Source organism: Paraburkholderia sp. SECH2 (assembly GCF_030464795.1).
GTDB classification, from domain to species: domain Bacteria; phylum Pseudomonadota; class Gammaproteobacteria; order Burkholderiales; family Burkholderiaceae; genus Paraburkholderia; species Paraburkholderia aspalathi.
This window is the reverse complement of record NZ_JALPRH010000008.1, coordinates 227544-243036: the sequence shown is the minus strand read 5'-3', so window position 1 is coordinate 243036 and position 15493 is coordinate 227544. Positions and strand designations below refer to the sequence as shown.

Below are 15493 nucleotides of genomic sequence, written 5' to 3'. Positions count from 1 at the left end.
TGTCCGAGATTGTCCGAAAACCCCGCAGCCGAAAGGCTTGCGGGGTTTTCTGTTTCTAACGAAATCCAATCGCCCTTATCTCCCCCAAAGGGAGATGTCGCGAATGCGACTTACGCTCACTCCCGAAACTCCACCCCATCCAAACGCCTCAATTGCGCGATGTCGCGAAGCGGCGGCGCGCCGAAGTGCCGGCTATATTCGCGACTGAACTGCGAAGGGCTGTCATACCCGACCCGGACCGCGACCGACCCGACATCTCCGCTATGCCTGAGCAGTAATCTGCGCGCCTCGTGTAGCCGCAGTTGCTTCTGATACTGCAGCGGAGTCAGTGTCGTGACGTTCTTGAAGTGATGATGGAGCGACGACACGCTCATGTTCACCGCATGTGCCAGCGTCTCCATCCGCAAAAGCTCGGTGTAGTGATTCTGGATCCACTCGATTGCCCGCGCGATCCGGTACGTCTGACTCCCGTTCACCGCGACCTGCCGCAGCCTTTTTCCTTGCTCGCTCGTCATCAGCCGGTAGAGCAATTCCTTTTCGATGAGCGGTGCGAGTACGGGAATGTCACCCGGAGTATCGAGCAATCGTACGAGTCGCAGCGCGGTATCGAAAACCGGTGCTGACAGCGTGGCCACGGCGATGCCTTCGCCTGCCGACGCGGCATCCGGTTCTGGCAGGCGCAGCTGCGTCGCCAGCTCGACGATCCGCTGCGGATCGAGCGTGAACTTCACACACAGATAAGGCGCGTCGGGTGAGGCCCGCGTCACCCGCGACATCACCGGCAGATCGACGGATGTCACGAGGCAATGCAGATGATCGTAGACGTACGCCTGCCCCGCGACCATGACCCGCTTGGCGCCCTGCGCCGCGAACACGAATGCGGAGCTCGTCACGCCGCAGCCGAGATTCACGGGCTGCGAGTAGCGATAAAACGTGAGCGATGGGATCGCCGTCTGATGGGTACCGTCCGTCGGCGCGAAGCGGCTGATGAGCGCGGCGAGTTCCCGGCGCGCGGTTTCGCGTTCCGCCGAAGGATCGGGCCGGGAGGAATGCTGTTTCATGCGCATGGAACTCCGTGAACGGAATTGAGCATACCCAACCGCTGCCGGACAAGCGCGGCTGGCCTGCTCGATTTGCAGCATTGTTCAATAAATTTGCAGGATTGTGTAAGCGCAACCGCAGGCAGTCGGTACACACTGCCGCGTACACCCGGCGCCAAGTCCGGGCTTTCCCCACGGAGAGGTTCCATGTCCACATCGTTTGTCCTCAACGGCAAGAACGTTACGCTCGACGCCGATCCCACCACGCCGCTCCTTTGGGCAATCCGCGAGGACGCGGGCCTGCACGGCACGAAGTTCGGCTGCGGCATGGCGCAATGCGGCGCCTGCACGGTTCATCTGGAAGGCGAGGCCACCCGCTCGTGCGTGCTGCCGCTTGCGGCTATCGCGGGTAAGCGCATCACGACTATCGAAGGCATCGAAAGCCGGCCCGCAAAAGCCATCCAGGCCGCATGGGTCAAGCTGCAGGTGCCGCAGTGCGGGTACTGTCAATCCGGACAGATCATGTCCGCGACAGCCTTGCTCGAACATAACGCTACGCCCATCGACGCCGACATCGATGCCGCGATGAACGGCAACATCTGCCGCTGTGCGACCTATACCCGCATTCGCGCGGCCATCCACGAAGCCGCTGCCACCCTGAAGGCCTGACCATGACGACCGATCTCGATCTCAAGGATGCGGTACGCCCGTCGCGCCGAACCTTTCTCAAAGCAGCCGGCGCCTTCGCGGCAGTCGGTCTCACCATCGGCTTCGAATGGGCGGGCACGGGCCGCCGCGCGCTCGCCGCCACGATGCCCGACGCGACGTTCGCACCCAACGCGTTCCTGCGCGTCGCGCCGGACAACAGCGTCACGGTCATCGCGAAGCATGTCGAGATGGGCCAGGGCGCGTATACCGGCATCGCGACGATCGTCGCGGAAGAGCTGGATGCGAACTGGCAGGACGTGCGTGTCGAAAGCGCGCCCGCCGATGCAAAGCGCTACGCGAATCTCGCGTTCGGCACGATCCAGGGCACGGGCGGCAGTTCGGCGATGGCCAACTCGTGGATGCAATTGCGCGAAGCCGGCGCGAAAGCGCGCGCGATGCTGGTCTCCGCCGCCGCTGCGCAGTGGCAGGTGCCCGCATCCGAGCTGACGACGCTCGACGGCAGCGTTCATCACGCGGCCACGAACCGGACCGCGACCTACGGTTCGCTCGCGTCGGCCGCGGCCCGCTTGCCGGTGCCGGATACGGTCACGCTCAAGTCGCCGAAGGATTTTCGTTTGATCGGCCATCAGCTGCCGCGCGTCGACGTGCCGCCGAAAACCAACGGCACTGCGCAGTTCACGCTCGATGTGACGTTCCCCGGCATGCTGGTCGCGCTGCTGCAGCGTCCGCCGCTCTTCGGCGCGACGGTCAAATCGTTCGATGCGTCGGCCGCGAAAGCAGTGCCCGGCGTCGTCTCGGTCGTGCAGGTGCCGGGTGGCGTCGCGGTGGTCGCAAAGGGTTTCTGGGCGGCGAAGCAGGGCCGCGATGCGTTGAAGGTCGAATGGGACGATTCAAAGGCCGAAAAGCGCAGCTCGGACGCGATCATGGCTGAATACCGGCAGCTCGCCGAGCAGCCAGGCATGTCCGCCCGAAAAGACGGTGATGCGACGAAGGCGCTCGCAGGCGCGGTGAAGAAAATCTCCGCCAGCTATGCGTTCCCGTATCTCGCTCACGCGCCGATGGAACCGCTCGACGCGGTTGTCAAACTCACCGCTGACAGTTGCGAAATCTGGGCCGGCGACCAGTTTCAGACCGTCGATCAGGCCAACGCCGCACATACGGCGGGACTCGATCCGCAGCAGGTCAAGATCCACACGCTGTATGCGGGTGGCAGTTTCGGCAGACGCGCGAACACCCAGTCGGACTATATCGTCGAGGCCGTGTCGATCGCGAAGGCGCTGGGTGCGAACGGCACGCCGGTCAAGCTGCAGTGGACCCGTGAGGACGACATCCACGGCGGCCTCTACCGGCCGATGTACTTCCACAAGCTCGACGCGGGCCTGAGCGCCGACGGCAAGCTCGTCGGCTGGCGGCATCGCATCGTCGGTCAGTCGATTCTTGCCGGCACGCCGTTCGCCAGCGTGATGGTCAAGAACGGGATCGACGGGACGTCCATCGAGGGCGCCGCTAACGTGGCCTACGCGATTCCGAACCTCTCGGTCGAACTGACGACCACACAGACCGGCGTACCTGTGTTGTGGTGGCGGGTGGTCGGCAGCTCGCATACGGCATTCGCGGTCGAGGCGTTCATGGACGAAGCCGCGCACGCCGCGCGCAAGGACCCGTTCGTCTTCCGCCGCGATCTGCTCGCGCATGAACCGCGTATGCGGGGCGTGCTCGAACTCGCTGCGCAGAAAGCGGGCTGGGACCCGGCCAAACCGTTGCCGAAAGGCCGCGGGCGCGGCATCGCGGTAGCCGAGGCGTTCAAGACGTTCGTCGCGCAAGTCGCGGAAGTCTCCGTCGACAAGGACGGTAACGTGAAAGTGGAGCGCGTCGTGTGTGCGGTGGATTGCGGCACGCCGATCAATCCGGACGTCATCGCCGCGCAGATGGAAGGCGGCATCGGCTTCGGTCTCGGCGCGGCGTTGCACAGCGCGATCACGTTAAAGGACGGCAAGGTCGAGCAGAACAACTTCGACGGCTACCAGGTGCTGCGGTTCGCGGAGATGCCCAAGGTCGAGGTGCATATCGTGCAATCGGGCGAAGCGCCGACGGGCGTCGGCGAGCCGGGTGTCGCACCCGTCGGGCCGGCGGTCGCGAACGCGATCTTCGCGGCCACCGGCAGGCGGATTCACTCGCTGCCGTTTCCTGCCGCTTCGGAAAAGACCGCCTGACGGGCTGACCTAAGACGACGCGCCGCGTCGTGATTGATTGCGCTCCCGCATGCTTGTCATGCGGGAGCGCGGCGCTTTCCTGAATCAGAACTTATCCCACCCTTCATCTACAGTTGCAGTAGCAAGCGCAGCAACCGGCGCAGCGGCCGTAGCCCGCGCAACGCGTTTAGGAGCAGCAGCAACCGCAACCTCGCGTCGCTGCGCCTCCCGCCGAGCAGGAACCGGAGCTGCCGCTACCGCAGCCGCCGAATCCTTCACCTGAAAAAACGCCACGGCGTCAGTCAGTTGTTCCCCCTGGTCTTCCATCGACCGCGAAGCCGCAGCCGCCTCTTCCACCAAAGCCGCATTCTGCTGCGTGACGTTGTCCATCTGCGTAATCGCAAGATTGACCTGCTCGATGCCACGGCTTTGTTCGGTCGATGCCGCCGCGATTTCCGACATGATGTCGGTGACTCGTGCGACTGCCTGAGTCACCTCGGTCATCGTCTTGCCCGCCTCGCCGGCAAGCGCGGACCCGTCACGGATCTTGTCCACGGAAGTGGCGATCAGATCCTTGATCTCCTTGGCCGCACTCGATGAACGTTGAGCCAGGCTTCTGACTTCGCTTGCCACCACCGCGAAACCCCGCCCCTGTTCGCCCGCACGCGCGGCTTCAACTGCCGCGTTCAACGCGAGGATGTTCGTCTGGAACGCAATGCCTTCGATGATGCCCGTGATGTCCGCGATCTTCGTCGAGCTGTCGCTGATGTCGTGCATGGTGTTCACCACCTGACCGACGACCTCGCTACCCTTTTGCGCCACCGACGATGCATTCGCAGCCAGCATGCTGCCTTGCTGCGCGTTGTCGGCGTTCTGCTTAACCGTGGAGGTGAGTTCTTCCATGCTGGAAGCCGTTTCCTGCAAGGAAGCAGCCTGTTGCTCGGTACGCTGGCTCAGGTCCATATTGCCCGCTGCGATCTGACGTGCCGCGCCGGCGATGCTGGTGCTGCTGTCGCGCACCCGTCCAACGGTCACCGTCAGCCGTTCATTCATCTCGCGCAGGGCGGTCAGCAGTTTGCTGGTTTCGTCGCGGCCCTCGACCGTGATGCGCGTGCGCAGATCGCCTGCCGACACCGTGCGCGCGACGTCGATCGCAAAACGCAGCGGTCCGGTCACGGCACGCGTGATCACCACGCATGCGCCGACGGCGAGCCCCAGCGCGATAAGGCAGATCGCGATCAGCAGATTGCGCTGGCTTTCGTAATGCGCCGTGTACTCGTTGACCAGTTGTTCCTGGCGTGAGCGCGTGTAGTCAGCGTACGCGTTGGTCGCGCGAATCAGCGCGGCGAGCAGCGGCCGGCAATGCTCGTCCATCTCGGCGATCGCTTCATCCCGCTTGTTAGTGAGCGCGAGATTGACGATGTTGAGGGCAACCGGACCATAAGCCGCTTCGACCCGGTTGATCTCTGCGACGAGACTGCGTGCTTTCTCCGACGTGTCGGTCGCGCTGGCGATCATGTCGTTGAGCTTTTTCAGGTCGATTTGCACGTCTTCGTGTGCACGCGTTACGTCAGCTTTCTCTACTTCGAGGTCCTGGGGTTTGGTCACGAGCACAAGGTTGCGCGCCGCGATTGCTCTACGATCCACGGCGGTTCGAACCTGCACCGCCATATCGGCGCGTGCGTTGATGCCGTGTACGAAGTTGGAAAACCCATCGGTCGAATCGCTCAGCGCCTTCAGGGAAAGGCCGGAAACCGCGACGACAACGACAGACAGCATGCCGAAACCGGCGATGAGTTTGGTTTTGATGGTGAGGTTTTTGAGGGTCACGATTTTTTATTCTCCAATAACGAAACGTTGAAGCGTTCGCAGTGGACTCTCAGGTCCGGGCATGGGAGCGTCTATCTGGCAGCCGATCATCGTGGCCGCCCCGCGCGGTTTACCCTTCGTGCCTTTCGCAGGACGCGTCCGAAGGTGCGTCGAACGTCAGGCGATAAATGGGTATCCCATTTACTGGTTATCGGATCGAATTCTTACGGACTTAAGAAATCCCGGGTATTCCTCTACAAAGCTTGCGCACGATGCGCGAAGAACGCATCGTTTTCGGTTGATTTGAATATATTTAGGTGCGCGGTGAAAGCATGAAACTTACATATTCATTTCATTTTCCGACGTGCGTCCGGGCAAATAACCTACTGGCGAACATCAGGCAACAAAAAATGGCTTGAACTAATGGCCACACATGGATATGATTGAGCAATCACTCATTAATTACTTGTAGTCGAAACGACCTGCATGGCCCGTCCGAAAAGCGAAGACAAACGCAACGCCATCCTTGCTGCCGCAACGGAGGTCATTGCCGAGCAGGGTTTGAGCGCACCCACCGCGCGCATCGCAAAACTCGCGGGCGTGGCTGAAGGAACGTTGTTCACGTATTTCGACAATAAGGACGAGCTGCTGAACCAGCTCTACCTGGACATCAAGGCAGAGCTGCGCGAAGTGATGATGACGACCTATCCGAAGCAAGCCAGCGTGCGCGAGCGCATTCAGCACGTGTGGAACAGGTTTGTCGACTGGGGCGTGGCGCAGCCGCAAAAACGCCGGGCCGTGGCGCAACTGTCCGTGTCGGAGCGTCTGTCCGACTGTACACGTGCAACTGGCATGGAGTCTTTCGCAGACATCAACACAATGATTCAGGCAAGCGTGGCGAGCGGCGCCTTGCGTGATCATCCGCCGGCTTTCCTGTCGGCAATCATGGCGGCATTGGCCGAAACCACCATGGATTTCATCGCTCGCGAACCGGCTAACGCCGACCGTTATCGCAAGGCCGGCTTTGAGGCGTTCTGGCGCGCGATTGCCCAGAACTAATTTTTTTACCTTATTAATGAGCGCGCACACACTCAATTAATCGAAAGGAGCGCATTATGTCGAAGGTCTGGTTGGTTACGGGAAGCGCCCGCGGGCTTGGGCGCGATATCGTCGAAACGGCGTTGCGTGCCGGTGAGCGGGTGGTGGCTACGGCGCGCGATCCGCGGCAGTTGGCGGATCTGGTGACACGCTACGGTGAGCAGGTTCGCGCGGTCGCGCTAGATGTCACGGATCCGGCGGCGGCACGCGCGGCCGTGCAGGCTGCAGTCGATGCTTTCGGCCGGCTCGATGTGGTCGTCAACAACGCGGGCTTCGGTCATCTGGCGCCGTTCGAGCAAACTACCGAAGACGATTTCCGTGCGCAGATCGACACCAACTTCTATGGTGTGGTTAACGTCACGCGTGCGGCGCTTCCGGTACTTCGGAAACAGCGATCCGGCCACGTGATCCAGATTTCGTCGGTGGGCGGCCGTGTCGGGATCGCCGGCTTGAGCGCGTATCAGGCTGCAAAGTGGGCGGTCGGCGGCTTCACTGAGGTGATCAGCCAGGAACTCGCGCCGTTTGGCGTCCACGTCACTGCGCTCGAGCCGGGCGGTATGAAAACGGAATGGGGCACGGGCGCGATGGGTGAGGCGCCGGAATTGCTGCCGGACTATGTGCCGTCGGTTGGCGCCGTCGCGGATATGCTGTCCCAGTACGTCGGCAAGGAAGCCGGCGATCCCGCAAAAGTTGCGCAAGTGGTGCTGAAGCTCGCGTATCACGATTCGTTGCCGGCGCATCTTCTGCTCGGTAGTGACGCATTACATTTCGCCGGCGAAGGCGACAAGGCGCGCGCTGCAGCGGCCGAAGCGTGGCGAGCGGTCAGCGCGGCCACCGATTTCTCCGCGCCGACGCCGCTGCCGGAATTTCCGGGCGCACCGGCGAAAGCCTGAGCACGCATGCGGCCGCCGGGCGGTGCCCAGATTGCCCGCCACGCTCGGGACAAAGCGGTCGCCGCCCGCTTATGGGACATATCTGAAGGTTTGACCAATGCGCGCTGGCCGGGCGCAATCATGGAGCACGCATCATGAAGGTTCTGATTTTCGGCGCGACCGGCATGGTCGGGCAGGGCGTATTGCGCGAATGCCTGCGCGCGCCTGACGTCGAGGTAGTCCAGACAGTTGGCCGCACCCGCACCGGCCAACTCGATCCGCGTCTGAACGAACTGATTCAGCCGGACTTGATGGACTACCGGACGGTGGAAGACTCGCTGACGGGTTTCGACGCGTGCTTTTTCTGTCTGGGCGTCTCGTCGGCAGGTCTGCAGGAGGCCGAGTATGTGCGCCTTACCTACGACCTGACGCTGGCCGCCGCGCAGACGCTGGCCCGTCTCAATCCGCAAATGACTTTCGTCTACGTGTCGGGCGCGGGTACCGATAGCACTGAACACGGCCGCACCATGTGGGCGCGGGTCAAGGGCCGGACGGAGAATGCGCTGCTACGGCTGCCGTTCAAGGCCGTCTATCTGTTCCGCCCCGGCGTGATCGAGCCGCTGAACGGCGCCGTTTCGAAAACCCGCTCGTACCGTTTGTTCTATACGGTGGCGAGGCCGCTTCTGTCGACGCTGCGCGCGCTCTTTCCCAATCACATTCTGAGCACCGAAGACATTGGCCAGGCGATGCTGGAGGTCGCGCGCCATGGCGCCGCCAAAGCGGTGCTCGAGGTCGCGGACATCAGGGCGCTCAGCCGCGCCGCAGCCGAGCCGGCGCTCGATCTGCACGCGGGCTGAGCGCCCGGACGGGGTGACGTCCGCGCGCTGCGCCGCGGCCCGAGACGTCCCCTAGTCGAAAAAATTCGTTTAATCCGCCAAAAACCTGTCTTTTCCCTGATTCGACGCGCCTCGGCGTCTGGTAGGCTACCGTTTCACGAGACGCGCCTTCCTGACGCGCCAACTTCTCCACGCGCGTAGGTCAGCGCATGCTCGAATGAAACGTTCATGGTGACGCGCCGACCGAACATCGTGATTGCCATCAGTATCGTGCTGGCCAGCGCGATCCTTGCGATCGCGGTGTGGGTATTGGCACAGATGCGCGACGATGCGCTGCGGCGCGCCCAGGATTCGGTCTTCAACGTCTCGCTGCTGGTCGAGCGCGACGTGTCACGCAATCTCGAGATCTACGATCTGTCGCTGCGGGCGGTAATCGACGGGCTGAAACAACCCGGCGTGCTGGAACTGCCGCCGAAGATCCGCCAGATGGTGCTGTTCGACGGCTCCGCCAGCGCGAAAGACATGGGTTCGATTTTCGTACTCGACACAGCCGGCAACATCATCTTCGATTCGCAATCCTCGCCTCCGCGTCCCGTCAATCTCGCCGAGCGCGACTATTTCAAGGTTCAGCGCGATTCCCCCGATGTCGGCCTGTACGTTAGCCAGCCGTTCATGCCCAAGCTGACCGGCAAGGACGTGAGCATTGCGTTGAGCCGCCGGATCTCGCGGCCGGACGGCAGCTTCGGCGGCGTGGTGGTCGGCACGATGCGCCTTACTTACTTCAGGCATCTCTTCGCCGGCATGAATCTCGGTTCGGGCGGCTCGATGGCGCTGATGCTGAACGACGGCACGATGCTGATGCGGCGCCCCTACGATCCGAAAATCATCGGCCGGAGTCTGACTGGCACCTCGAACTATTCGCGCTTCCTCCAGCAGCCGAGCGGGGACTTCTTCGGCACGGCGGCGATCGACGGGGTCGAGCGCTGGTACGCGTTTCGCCATATCGATATGTATCCGTTGATTCTCGACGTGGCGCTCTCTACGCGCGATATCTACGTGGAGTGGCGGCATCGCGCGTGGCTCATCGGCTCGCTGATTGCGGCGCTCGACGTGGTGATCATTGCGCTTGCGCTCCTGTTCTCGCAGCAACTGCGGCAGCGTCGCGCGGCCGAAGAAGAGTTGCGCGTGCTCGCACGTACCGACGGCTTGACTGGCCTGAACAATCGCCGCACGTTCGAAGAACATGCGGAAGAGGAATGGCGCCGTGCGCAGCGTAACGGCTGGCCGTTGTCGATGCTGCTGATCGATGTCGATACGTTCAAGGGCTTCAACGATCTCTACGGCCACTCGGCTGGCGACGATGCGCTCATTGCCGTGGCGCGTTGCATCGGGCAGAGCGTACGGCGTCCGGGCGATACCGCCGCGCGCTACGGCGGCGAAGAATTCGCCGTGCTCCTGCCGGATACCGACGAAGCCGGGGCGGCGACCATCGCCGAGAAAATTCGCGCCGCGGTTCAGGCGCTCGAGCTTCGCCATGTCGCGAGCTCGCACCATGTGCTGACCGTCAGCATTGGCATTGCGTGCTCAAGCCGCCACGTATTCGCGACGAGCCGCGCACTTGTCATCGCGGCGGACGAGGCGCTCTACGAGGCCAAGGACGCCGGCCGCAACCAGGTGCTTTGCTATCCGGTGGCGGCGCGGGCGGATCGGCGGAGTGCCGTGGCGTCGCCGGCGCAGTGAGGCAGCACAAATTCGAAGGTGTGCGGGTTCGTGGATCGCGCCGAGTTCGGTTGGCATCGGACGCACCGGCGAGTGCGCCGGCCAACGAAACGTACAGACAAAAAAAAGCCGCTCACGCCGGGGAGCGTGAGCGGTAAGTCGGAGAGTTACATCAACTTCGCGTGCGCTCATGGGGGGTGAACGCAACAAACAAAGTCTAAAAGCGCGGCTCATCCCCAAATATCAGACAAATCCCAATCATCGCGCCGGCAGGCAAAGCACGTTGACGTAGCGATCTGGCCCCTGTGTGCCAGGCATTCCTTACATCATCCTGTCCCGGTTATGCCCACCATTTATCGCATCAAGTCTCTGCTACGCACGCCGTAAAAGAGGTGGCAGCGTCGCCAAGTATCTGAAAAATGGCGAAACGGTTTGCCATGCCGCAGCGACGCGAGCGTCCCCTCAGGACTTATGAAGGATGGTGAGATGAAGTGGTTCGACCGCATGACCGTATTCAGGAAGCTGCTGTTGGCGTTTGCCGTTGTGATCGGGTTCTGCGTCGTGATCGGCGGGACTTCGCTGAAGACGTTGTCGTCGATGCACGCCATTACCGACGCCATCTGCGACCAGCACATGAACGGCCTCTACTGGATGGAAGAGGCGAACCGCCACAAGATCGATTCCGATCTTGGCGCCGCGAATCTCGGCTACGCCGCTGACGACGCCGGCCGTCAAAAGTTGAAGGACAGCATCGTCGCCTCGCTCAAGGAGATGCACGGCGCCTACGATCAGTATCGCGCGACCATTGCTACAGCCAAGGGTCAGGAGATGTTCGACGAGGTGCTGCGCAAGTCGGCGGTGTGGGAGGGCATCGTGCATCAGCAGATCGGTCTCGAACCGATTCCGGCCGGCGTCGACAACAACGAACTCGTGCGCCGCGCGATTGCGTCGAGCGAGGCGCTGCGCGATCGCATCACGGCGTTGATCGACTATCGCCGTCAGCAAGCCAACGAAGCCCAGCAGGAGGCGAGCGCCAACTATCAGCACATGCGCATCGCGATGCTCGCGCTGGTGTTAGGCGCGATCGCGGCGGGCACGTTGCTCGCGACGGTGATCGCACGGCGCCTCGCGCGTCAGCTCGGCGGCGAGCCCGCTTACGCCATGCACATCGCCAACCGTATCGCCGATGGCGATCTGAGCGTGCGCGTCGATACCCGTGCGGGCGATACCCAAAGCATGCTGTTCGCGCTACGCAACATGCGTGAGCGGTTGGCCGGCATTGTCTCGGGCATCAGCGAGTCGAGCGAATCGATCCTGATGGCTTCCGGCGAGATCGCGCAGGGCAACACCGATCTGTCGCAACGCACCGAAGAGCAGGCGGCCGCGTTGCAGGAGACCGCATCGAGCATGCAGGAATTGACGTCGACCGTGAAGATGAATGCCGAGAACGCGCAGCAGGCGGGTGGTGTTGCGCACGGTGCGTCGGAAGTGGCGGCGCGCGGTAGCCACCTCGTCGGCGATGTGGTTGAAACGATGCGCGAGTTGGCGGCTGGCTCGAAGCGCATGACCGACATCATCGCGGTGATCGAAGGGATCGCGTTCCAGACCAATATTCTCGCGCTGAACGCCGCCGTAGAAGCGGCGCGCGCTGGTGAGCAGGGCCGTGGCTTTGCGGTGGTGGCGGGCGAAGTGCGCTCGCTCGCGCAGCGCAGCGCGGTGTCCGCCAAGGAGATCAAGGAGCTGATCGAAAGTTCGACGGCGCGTGTGGGCAGTGGCGCCGAACTGGCCGAGCGGGCCGGTCAGACGATGGCGGAAGTCACACATGCGGTGAAACGCGTGACCGACATCATGGGTGAGATTTCGTCGGCGTCGCAGGAGCAAAGCACCGGCATCGAAGAGGTGAACCGCGCGGTCGCACAGATGGACGACGTGACCCAGCAGAACGCGGCGCTGGTCGAGCAGGCGGCGGCCGCGGCGGCGTCGATGGCGGACCAGGCGAGGCAACTGCAAGCGGCGGTCACGGTGTTCTCGTTGGACGCGCGGCACGCGTAGCACTCTTCACACGCGTTTTACCGCCCTTGCCAGGCCTGGTGGCTCTCCGTACACTCGCGCGTAATTCCCAGACGGCGTAGTTCCGCTGCGCCGTCCACTAAAACGCCGACAGAGGAGAACCCCCGCCATGGCCGATTCCTATTTCCCACGCTGGCGCGCCCAGCCAGACGCTGCTGAGGGCCGCATTGTCGGCACTGACGAGCGTCTCGCGTGGCCGCAGATGTTTGCAATGGGTATCCAGCACGTGGTCGCGATGTTCGGCTCGACCGTGCTTGCGCCGTTGTTGATGGGCTTCGATCCGAACCTGTGCATCTTCATGTCCGGGATTGGCACGCTGTTGTTCTTCGTGCTCGTGGGCGGGCGCGTGCCGAGCTATCTCGGTTCGAGCTTCGCGTTCATCGGTCTGGTGATCGCGGTGACGGGGTATGGCGGCCACGGTCCGAACATGAACATTCCGGTGGCGTTGGGCGGGATCATCGCGTGCGGGGTGGTGTACGCGATCATTGGCCTGATCGTGTCGGCGGTCGGCACACGATGGATTGAAACGCTGATGCCGCCGGTGGTGACAGGCGCGATCGTCTGCGTGATCGGCTTGAATCTCGCGCCGATCGCAGTGCATGGCGTGAGCGGCAGCAACTTCGACTCGTGGATGGCGCTGGTGACGGTGCTATGCGTCGGCGCGGTCGCGGTGTTTGCGCGCGGCATGCTGCAGCGTTTGCTGATTCTGGTCGGCTTGCTGATGGCATACGTGATTTACGCGATCGTGACGAATGGTCTCGGCATGGGCAAGCCGATCGACTTTGCGATTGTGGCGAACGCTGCGTGGTTCGGTATGCCGCAGTTCACGGCGCCGGTTTTCAACATGCAGGCGATGACCCTGCTTGCGCCGATCGCGGTGATTCTTGTTGCTGAGAATCTTGGGCACATCAAGGCGGTGAGCGCGATGACCGGTCAGAACCTCGACCGTTATGTCGGCCGTGCATTTATCGGCGACGGACTCGCAACGATTCTGTCTGGCTTCGCTGGCGGCACCGGGGTGACGACGTACGCAGAGAACATCGGCGTGATGGCCGTGACCAAAATCTATTCGACGCTGGTGTTTGTGATTGCCGCGGTGATTGCGCTGGTTTTGGGCTTTTCGCCAAAGTTCGGCGCGGTGATTCAGACCATTCCGGGGCCGGTGCTGGGCGGCGTATCGATCGTTGTGTTCGGTCTGATCGCGGTGACTGGCGCGCGCATCTGGGTCGTGAATAAAGTCGATTTCTCCGACAACCGGAATCTGATCGTGGCGGCGGTGACGCTTGTCCTGGGCGCCGGTGATTTTTCGTTGAAGCTCGGTGGTTTTGGACTCGGCGGGATCGGTACCGCGACCTTTGGCGCGATCATTTTGTACGCGCTTTTGAGAAGGAAGCCGGCGCAGGGGCCGGTGGCCTGATTGGCCTGGGCGACGGTCTTTTTCTTTTGCGATTGAGAGTTCAAGCGATCAAGAAAAAGGCCATCGCCACGTTGTAACGCTGACCGCTACCTCTATCGCTTCCGCACGGTCAGCGCCGTCTCCGACAGATCCACTTCGCGCATGAGCTTGTTCAAAGTCTCGTCATTGATTGCCTGACTATTGCGCAGCGCAAGCAGCACCTTCCGCTCGGCTCGCATCGCCGCCAACTTCATCCGGAATTCCAGCGCATCGGCACGGCGCGCCATTTCACGTGGCTCCTGTTCGTCTTCCAGCGTGGCGAGCCGTCGTCGATAAATGTCCATGACTCGCGCGGTGACATCCGCCGCGTATGCCGAGGCCGACTCATCCAGATCCGCGCAATCTCTATCGTGCACCTCGTCTACCGCGCGAATCGCGGCTTGTGCCGCCATCGTGCGCGCCATCGCCTCCTCCGCGGCATGCGGATCCTTACCCCGCCGCCAGCCGCTCAACAACAGCGGCAACGCCACGACTGCCACCAGCAGCGATAGCAGAATCACGCCCGAGGCAATGAAGATCGCCAGGTCTCGCCCCGGCAACGGCGTACCGTTCGGCAACATCTCGGGCAACGACAACACGCCCGCCAGCGTCACCGCTCCACGCACGCCGGCCACCGTCGTCACCGTGACCGTGCGCAACCCCGGCACGGCACTCGCCATGCCGTGCTTCGCAGCGCCACGGCTCGCGAACCAGCGCAGCAACCACACCCACACGAAGCGCATTGCGTAAAGCGCCGCCGCCACCGCAGCGATGTAGCCGATCAAGCGCCACACCTCAACATCGCTGGTCTCGTGCGCGTCGAGCAGCGCGCGGCCGAGAATGTGCGGAAACTGCAGCCCCAACAGAATGAACACCATGCCGTTGAAGACGAATTCGATCATCGTCCACGTGCTGTTCCCACGCACGCGCGACGACACCGGGCCGGCGTTCGCAATGTTCGCGTAGTTCATCATCATCCCGGCCGAGACCGCGGCCAGAATGCCCGAGAACTCGAAGCGCTCGGCGATCAGATACGCGGCGAACGGAATCAGCAGCGTCATTACTACGCCGGGCGCCGGATCACCTTCTTCGTTAAGACTCAGAAAATGCGCGGACACAAAGCTGAACAGCCAGCTCACCGCTGCGCCCGTCGCGAGACCGCCCACCGCGATGATCACGAAGCTGATCGACGCGTCGCGCAGCGAAAACACTCCCGTCAGCGCCGCGGCAATCGCGAACTTCAGCGCGACAAGGCCCGACGCGTCATTCATCAACGCCTCACCTTCGAGGATATGCATCAGCCGCCCTGGAATCTTGCTCTTGCCGGCGATACCGCTCAGCGCCACCGCATCGGTTGGCGACAGCACCGCGGCCAGCGCGAACGCGACCGGCAGCGAGATCGACGGCACCAGCGCGTGGATGAAGTAGCCGACCGCCAGCACCGTCATGAAAACCAGCCCGAGCGCGAGCATCAGAATGGAGCGGCGCGCCATGAACAATTCGCGCTTAGGGATTCGCCATCCATCCGCGAACAGCAACGGCGGAATGAACAGCATCATGAAAATTTCCGGATCGAAGGTGACGTGCAGCCCTAGCTTCGGCCATGCGAGCAATGCGCCAATCGCGATCTGGACCAGCGGCAGCGGCAACGCGACCCGCATCATCCGGGTCACGATGCCGGACGCGGCGACGGCGAGCAAAAGAATCAGTACGGTAAAGACAATATCCATCGGTCTATTTCTGGAGATATAGC

11 protein-coding genes are annotated in these 15493 nt (G+C 62.5%); 8 read left to right on the top strand and 3 right to left on the bottom strand.

Annotation, left to right across the window (positions count from 1 at the left end):
- Window positions 1–116: 116 nt before the first annotated feature.
- A complete protein-coding gene (locus tag M0D66_RS16805; protein WP_266211048.1) occupies window positions 117–1061 on the bottom strand; it encodes an AraC family transcriptional regulator in 945 nt (314 codons plus the stop codon).
- A 186-nt stretch (window positions 1062–1247) separates the two neighbouring features.
- Here M0D66_RS16805 and M0D66_RS16800 point away from each other — a divergent pair, with 186 nt between their 5' ends.
- Together M0D66_RS16800 and M0D66_RS16795 are read left to right on the top strand one after the other, a co-directional pair.
- The gene (locus M0D66_RS16800) at window positions 1248–1709 is read left to right on the top strand and encodes a (2Fe-2S)-binding protein (protein WP_266211047.1); all 462 of its coding nucleotides are present in this window, start codon (window positions 1248–1250) and stop codon (window positions 1707–1709) included.
- 2 nt (window positions 1710–1711) lie between these two features.
- Window positions 1712–3922, top strand: coding sequence for a xanthine dehydrogenase family protein molybdopterin-binding subunit (locus M0D66_RS16795; protein ID WP_266211046.1), 2211 nt, complete (start codon window positions 1712–1714; stop codon window positions 3920–3922).
- An 84-nt stretch (window positions 3923–4006) separates the two neighbouring features.
- Here the strand turns inward: M0D66_RS16795 and M0D66_RS16790 are convergent, their stop codons facing one another.
- On the bottom strand, window positions 4007–5731 hold the full coding sequence (locus tag M0D66_RS16790; RefSeq protein WP_266211045.1) for a methyl-accepting chemotaxis protein: 1725 nt from the start codon (window positions 5729–5731) through the stop codon (window positions 4007–4009).
- A gap of 465 nt (window positions 5732–6196) precedes the next feature.
- Between M0D66_RS16790 and M0D66_RS16785 the strand changes: the two genes are divergently transcribed.
- The 6 genes from M0D66_RS16785 to M0D66_RS16760 all read left to right on the top strand — a co-directional run bounded on the left by M0D66_RS16785 (window position 6197) and on the right by M0D66_RS16760 (window position 13722).
- A complete protein-coding gene (locus M0D66_RS16785; RefSeq protein ID WP_093644815.1) occupies window positions 6197–6769 on the top strand; it encodes a TetR/AcrR family transcriptional regulator in 573 nt (190 codons plus the stop codon).
- Window positions 6770–6825: 56 nt separating this feature from the next.
- On the top strand, window positions 6826–7701 hold the full coding sequence (locus M0D66_RS16780; RefSeq protein WP_266211044.1) for an SDR family NAD(P)-dependent oxidoreductase: 876 nt from the start codon (window positions 6826–6828) through the stop codon (window positions 7699–7701).
- Window positions 7702–7835: 134 nt separating this feature from the next.
- Window positions 7836–8537, top strand: coding sequence for an NAD(P)H-binding protein (locus M0D66_RS16775; RefSeq protein ID WP_093644811.1), 702 nt, complete (start codon window positions 7836–7838; stop codon window positions 8535–8537).
- Window positions 8538–8744: 207 nt separating this feature from the next.
- Window positions 8745–10256 carry a sensor domain-containing diguanylate cyclase gene (locus M0D66_RS16770; RefSeq protein ID WP_266211043.1) on the top strand — a complete coding sequence of 504 codons (1512 nt, stop codon included), beginning with the start codon at window positions 8745–8747 and terminating at the stop codon, window positions 10254–10256.
- A 465-nt stretch (window positions 10257–10721) separates the two neighbouring features.
- Window positions 10722–12287: a methyl-accepting chemotaxis protein gene (locus M0D66_RS16765; RefSeq protein WP_266211042.1), complete on the top strand. Its 1566-nt coding sequence runs from the start codon at window positions 10722–10724 to the stop codon at window positions 12285–12287.
- A gap of 127 nt (window positions 12288–12414) precedes the next feature.
- Window positions 12415–13722, top strand: a complete 1308-nt coding sequence (locus M0D66_RS16760) for a solute carrier family 23 protein (RefSeq protein WP_256455645.1) — start codon at window positions 12415–12417, stop codon at window positions 13720–13722.
- A gap of 92 nt (window positions 13723–13814) precedes the next feature.
- Here the strand turns inward: M0D66_RS16760 and M0D66_RS16755 are convergent, their stop codons facing one another.
- Entirely contained in the window at window positions 13815–15470 is a 1656-nt protein-coding gene (locus M0D66_RS16755; protein ID WP_266211041.1) for a Na+/H+ antiporter, read from the bottom strand.
- Window positions 15471–15493: the final 23 nt, after the last annotated feature.

Excerpts from the sequence above, each read along its gene's own strand:
- M0D66_RS16760 (WP_256455645.1), top strand. The coding sequence starts at position 12,415 with ATGGCCGATTCCTATTTCCCACGCTGGCGCGCCCAGCCAGACGCTGCT.
- M0D66_RS16755 (WP_266211041.1), bottom strand. The coding sequence starts at position 15,470 with ATGGATATTGTCTTTACCGTACTGATTCTTTTGCTCGCCGTCGCCGCG.
- M0D66_RS16770 (WP_266211043.1), top strand. The coding sequence starts at position 8,745 with ATGGTGACGCGCCGACCGAACATCGTGATTGCCATCAGTATCGTGCTG.
- M0D66_RS16795 (WP_266211046.1), top strand. The coding sequence starts at position 1,712 with ATGACGACCGATCTCGATCTCAAGGATGCGGTACGCCCGTCGCGCCGA.
- M0D66_RS16775 (WP_093644811.1), top strand. The coding sequence starts at position 7,836 with ATGAAGGTTCTGATTTTCGGCGCGACCGGCATGGTCGGGCAGGGCGTA.
- M0D66_RS16780 (WP_266211044.1), top strand. The coding sequence starts at position 6,826 with ATGTCGAAGGTCTGGTTGGTTACGGGAAGCGCCCGCGGGCTTGGGCGC.
- M0D66_RS16800 (WP_266211047.1), top strand. The coding sequence starts at position 1,248 with ATGTCCACATCGTTTGTCCTCAACGGCAAGAACGTTACGCTCGACGCC.
- M0D66_RS16765 (WP_266211042.1), top strand. The coding sequence starts at position 10,722 with ATGAAGTGGTTCGACCGCATGACCGTATTCAGGAAGCTGCTGTTGGCG.
- M0D66_RS16785 (WP_093644815.1), top strand. The coding sequence starts at position 6,197 with ATGGCCCGTCCGAAAAGCGAAGACAAACGCAACGCCATCCTTGCTGCC.
- M0D66_RS16805 (WP_266211048.1), bottom strand. The coding sequence starts at position 1,061 with ATGAAACAGCATTCCTCCCGGCCCGATCCTTCGGCGGAACGCGAAACC.